This is a genomic window from Peribacillus sp. NPDC055009 (assembly GCF_053608705.1).
In genome coordinates this window covers 1-5030 of record NZ_JBSGVZ010000001.1, presented here as the reverse complement: position 1 = coordinate 5030, position 5030 = coordinate 1, and the positions used below count along the sequence as shown (strand labels likewise).

Annotated in this window: 3 protein-coding genes; all 3 read right to left on the bottom strand. The window is 38.3% G+C overall.

Going from position 1 to position 5030, the window contains the following annotated elements; all coding sequences use genetic code 11:
• Window positions 1-1702, bottom strand: a 1702-nt coding sequence (locus ACWF5P_RS00015) for a toxin Cry1Ac domain D-VI-related protein (RefSeq protein ID WP_452444405.1), incomplete at its 3' end; no start/stop codon positions are given.
• A 1503-nt stretch (window positions 1703-3205) separates the two neighbouring features.
• Entirely contained in the window at window positions 3206-4375 is a 1170-nt protein-coding gene (gene yhbH / locus ACWF5P_RS00010) for a sporulation protein YhbH (RefSeq protein ID WP_101223356.1), read from the bottom strand.
• 455 nt (window positions 4376-4830) lie between these two features.
• On the bottom strand, window positions 4831-5010 hold the full coding sequence (locus tag ACWF5P_RS00005) for a hypothetical protein (RefSeq protein WP_098370934.1): 180 nt from the start codon (window positions 5008-5010) through the stop codon (window positions 4831-4833).
• Window positions 5011-5030: the final 20 nt, after the last annotated feature.

Below are 5030 nucleotides of genomic sequence, written 5' to 3'. Positions count from 1 at the left end.
GCTTATTGACCGCTTCTTGGGCTTCGTCAATCGCCCCTTGATCCGTCGTGTCTTCCAATGTATCGAACTTATCGTCCGTGAACAGATCTTCCACTTTATTCTTCGCATCGGTTAGGTCTTTTTCTGCTTGTTCTTTTTTGTTCAATAAATCTTGCGCTTGGTTCAATAAGTCTTGAAGACGGTCTTTTTCTGCACCTTCAGGAAGCTTATTGACCGCTTTTTGGGCTTCGTCAATCGCCCCTTGATCCGTCGTTCCTTCCAATGTATCGAACTTATCGTCCGTGAACAGATCTTCCACTTTATTCTTCGCATCGGTAAGGTCTTTTTCTGCTTGCCCATCTACATCTTTTCCTAATTCAATCTTTTTTGTTTTACTAAATTCAATATTGAAATTCTCTGGATTGCCACCAATTGATTGAGCTACGTTATATTTATATATACCTTGCCAAGTAAGATTGCCACCGGATTTGCCCACATGACTATTTGCAGGATCGCCTGTCGGACTCGTCCAGAGCTTTAACATGCCTGTATCCATACTCATCGTAAGGGAGGTGCTTAAATTATTTAATGCTTGTTTTTTCACTGAGGACAAGACAACATTCTCAGGAGTATTAAAATCAATGGTGGTTGGTTTATTTCCCACTTCCAAAGCATGACCGTCTTCTGTAGTTACATGGAGTTTCGCTTGATTATTGATCTGTGCCGGTCCATAAAGCGAAACCATTGGGTATGAATCCGTACCAGATCTATTCATCTGTACATCTGCACCGGCATCCACGTTAAATGACTTAAACTTCCCAGATCCGGTAACTCCTTTTTTTCCATCAATCTCTAGCTTTGCATTAGCCCCAATAGAAAAATCTGCATCACCGCCTGTTGCATAAAATATTCCATACCCGCTCTTACTTGTAAAAATTTTCACATTCGCATTTGGTGCGATCTTAAATTGAGGTTCTTTTGAAATCGACCAAATAAGAGCATGGCCACTATTATGGCTAATATGAGTTTCACCATCAATTTCCACACTTCCAGTTTCCGCCATCTCGTGCGTTATGGATGAGCCTGATACTGCATTATCCTGAATATAAATGTCGTTTACTCCTTTGAAAACAGCTTTCCCGTTACGGTTCCAGATTAATTGTGGCCCATTGTAGTTTACATTTTCGAATATTTGCTCTACATTTTTTGTTACATCATGTATTGTAATGAGACCGTAATAGTTCTTCCCTTTAATATTTACGTTTTTTACATGGACACTGCTTAAAATATTACCGTTGGCATAAATACCGCCTTTTGATCCTGTTGACCCTGTTTCCGTTATTATATGGTTATTACCTTCGATCACGATTTCCGATTTTGCCGGGTGAATTTTAATCGCTCCGCTGATATCAATGTTTTGTCCAAGATGGATCGCAGTAATTCCGTTATCCGTTTCTAAGGCTGCCTTCAACTCTTGAAAATTATTGACGACTGCTTCATTTACCATCATTTTTGAAGCTGCTTTCCCAGAAGATTGAGTTTCGTTTGTTTGTGTACGAGCTTCTTGATTTTTCACCCCAGACTCTTGTGAATTCGAACTTTCCTCATTCTTTGGTGTGGATAGTTCTTCTGCAAAACCTGCACTTGGCATTAATAGAGAACTTGCTAATAGAAATGATGTTGTCATAACGTTAATAGGTTTTAACATTTTACTTTTCTTCATAAAAGAAACGCTCCTCTAAAAAAAAATTTTACTTACAAGATCAATAATACTTTTTTTCGAGAAGTACCTCGTCCCAATAATGATCCATAAAAAATCATTTTAGGAACCACATTTGGGCATTAAACGTCAATTTTAATGTGATTATTTTCATTTATGGTGATGAGTTCCATCGGGTGAAATGATCCTGCATTTTATAAAAGCAGGTCCTCTCATCAAATCCCCTCGTTTAAATTCCATAAAATTTAATGATTCTTTTAGGGCTACAATCTTTATGGTTACATAACTAAAAAAGTGTGATAAAAGCAACCATTGGTTCCGTCTTATCACATTTACGCATGAAAGGATTTATCATTTACATTCCCTGAAGAGTTACTTCTATTTTTCTTATAACTCATTGTCATAACGTTCCGTCGGATTACATGAACATATATATCCACCCAACGCACTTGGTACACGCCATGGAACTTTTCACCGTAATCTCCTTACATACCACTTTTACTTTTATTCACCCTTTTTTCCATGGGCACTTTTAAGAAAGGATAGTGAAGTTATTAAAATGAGGGTGATTTTCAGCGTATTTATTTCCTGTTTATTTAATAAAAGATACATCAGAAATAAGACTAAAAAGGCTTGAATAAAATAGATCCTGTATTTCAATAGGGTGAACCAAGTTTGTGACACCCATAGTAATAAAAAGTTATATTGCTTCGACATCATCTTTCTCCTTTATCATGATGTTGATATTATCCAGATTTAGATTCTGGCATCATTATATACAAAAAGGCTAGTGTCGGTATTTCATAAAGTAAAATCATTCGTTCAGAAAAGAAATGCAGTCCATTCTTCATTGGATTTCGAAAAAGCAGGTGCAGATTAGGGGGCGGCTGATTTTACTACCGAAGAACTAGCGTTGGATTAAATGGCATAAGGATAAAAAGGAGGAGTGGGCATAGCAAATAAAATCGAATGGCTACTGAGTAAAACAGACCTACTAATATCCAATTCACCTGTACTTTTTATTTCTTAAAGGACCGAAAAAATTACTCATAAAAAACCAGCCTGCCCCCTGGGATCATAGGGAACAGGCTGCCAGAGGGGTTATCAAAGGCACAATGTTTTGGAACCGCTCAGAGTATGGGTCTTCTGCAATGGGGTTTTTGGGAAGGATCCTCACTGCTACTTTATTTTATAATATATTCCAAGTCATAACGTTTCAAAAATGAAATGAGATAAACCATTTTTTATATTGCGCCTTCCCGTTAGAAGTTATCTTAGCAGGTGAAGAAGGGGTGGAACGGAGTGTCATGAACGAAAACCGTAACTTCATATCATGAATTAATGAGCGAATGCTATTCATCTGCCTCATAGGGAGATTTTTTTAGAATCCTTCGATTAGTCACCAACTTGAACTGAATGATTTTAAATCAGATTAATCGATAAATAAAAAAAGATTGTAGAGAGAATGACGCTTCCCTACAATCCAGAACAAGCTAACTTATTTCTTTAAGCATACTTCTTACTTTCCTCGTCTTTAAAAAAGCTCTTCATTGCATGGAAAACGTCAGCCTTTTGTTTAAGGATATAGTACCTGAATTTTTCATTATCGATGTTCTTATAAGCTGTCATCAATGTCGAATGACGATTGTATTGATTGACTTCCCCGTATCCGAACATATTGGAAACCTTCATGAGTTCTTCAACAAGCTTAACGCAGCGGACGTTATCGGATGTTAGGTTATCACCATCGGAAAAGTGAAACGGATAGATATTAAACTTCGCGGGGTCATATTTATGATCAATAAGTTCTAATGCTTTTCGGTATACGGACGAACAAATCGTACCGCCGCTTTCCCCTTTTGAAAAGAAATCCTCTTCCGGAACAACTTTCGCTTCTGTATGATGGGCTATAAACTCGATTTCCACCGTTTCATATTTTGTCCGCAAGAAGCGGTTCATCCAAAAGAAAAAGCTTCGAGCCATATATTTTTCCCATAACCCCATGCTTCCGGAAGTATCCATCATTGCCAGTACAACTGCTTTGGAATCAGGTTTCTGAATCTCATTCCAAGTTTTGAATTTAAAATCTTCCTTATAAATAGGATGAAAACCTGGGTCCCCCCTTAAAGCGTTCCGTTTGAAAGCCGATATCATCGTTTTCTTTTTGTCGATATTTCCCATTAGGCCTGTCTTGCGGATATCGTTGAATTCGATGTGTTCAAGCGTGTGCTCCGCGTGTTCTTTCTTCTGAAGATTAGGGAGTTCCAATTGGCTGAACAGGGCTTCTTCCAATTCCATCATCGACACTTCGGCTTCATAATAATCCTCGCCAGCCTTGTCACCTGCACCCTGGCCCTTACCAGCCCCGGCATCGGACGGTGAGCCATCCCTCGCGACTACATCCCCCACTTTACTGTCTCCATCGCCTTGCCCTACATGTTTGTTTTTATCATAGTTATAACGAATTTTGTATTCATCCAAGGAGCGAATGGGAATCTTGATAACATCCCGGCCATTGGACATCACGATGCTTTCTTCTGAAATTAGATCAGGCAAATTATTCTTGATCGCTTCCTGCACCTTTTCCTGATGACGTTGTTGATCATCATAGCCTTTCCGATGGAGGGACCAATTTTCCTGTGAGATAACATACTGTTGATTACTCTCTTCCGACATTCTCTTCCCCCCTTAAAAATGTTTGCACGCTTTTCATCATTCCTTCATATAATAAATTAGTGTGGGAAAGCCCACATCATTCCGGTTTTCCAATCAAAAATACAGTGCGAAAAAACGGATTAAAAGAAAAGTATTACTCTATCTTATGCAGCGATGCTGGATAATTTACAACAAAATTCAATAATGGACGTTTACCTACGAACTAGACAAGTCCTGACATGGGCATTAGATGCCCTTTAAAGTTTTTTTAAAAATGCCACTGCAAAATAAATATTTCAAGAAAGCGAACAGACCTGATGATCATCAGGTCTGTTCGCTTTAAGCGGGTTTCATTTTTCGGATAATAGGATTATTAAAATGCCAGCGTAATTAATGAAATACAACAAAAAGGGTGCACCAGCAGTTTTTCTGGACACCCTTTTACACAGATAGAATGATTCTGGTTGTGATATTCGTCAATCTTCATCTTCCTCTATTTCATGTTGAACTGTACCTGGGCGTTTATCCCACTCTTTCAATTCTTCATTCGTCCTTTGATTTTCCATCTGCTTTCCAAGTTCTTTCATCTCTTCATAATCCTTAGCCATGGAGCTATTTTCCGGAACATGTTCTTTTTTCAATTCCTCTTTACTCATTTGCCATCACCTCTACTTAT

What these genes read in the sequence shown, in the direction of transcription:
- yhbH (WP_101223356.1), bottom strand. Translation starts at nt 4,375, where the DNA reads ATGTCGGAAGAGAGTAATCAACAGTATGTTATCTCACAGGAAAATTGG.
- ACWF5P_RS00005 (WP_098370934.1), bottom strand. Translation starts at nt 5,010, where the DNA reads ATGAGTAAAGAGGAATTGAAAAAAGAACATGTTCCGGAAAATAGCTCC.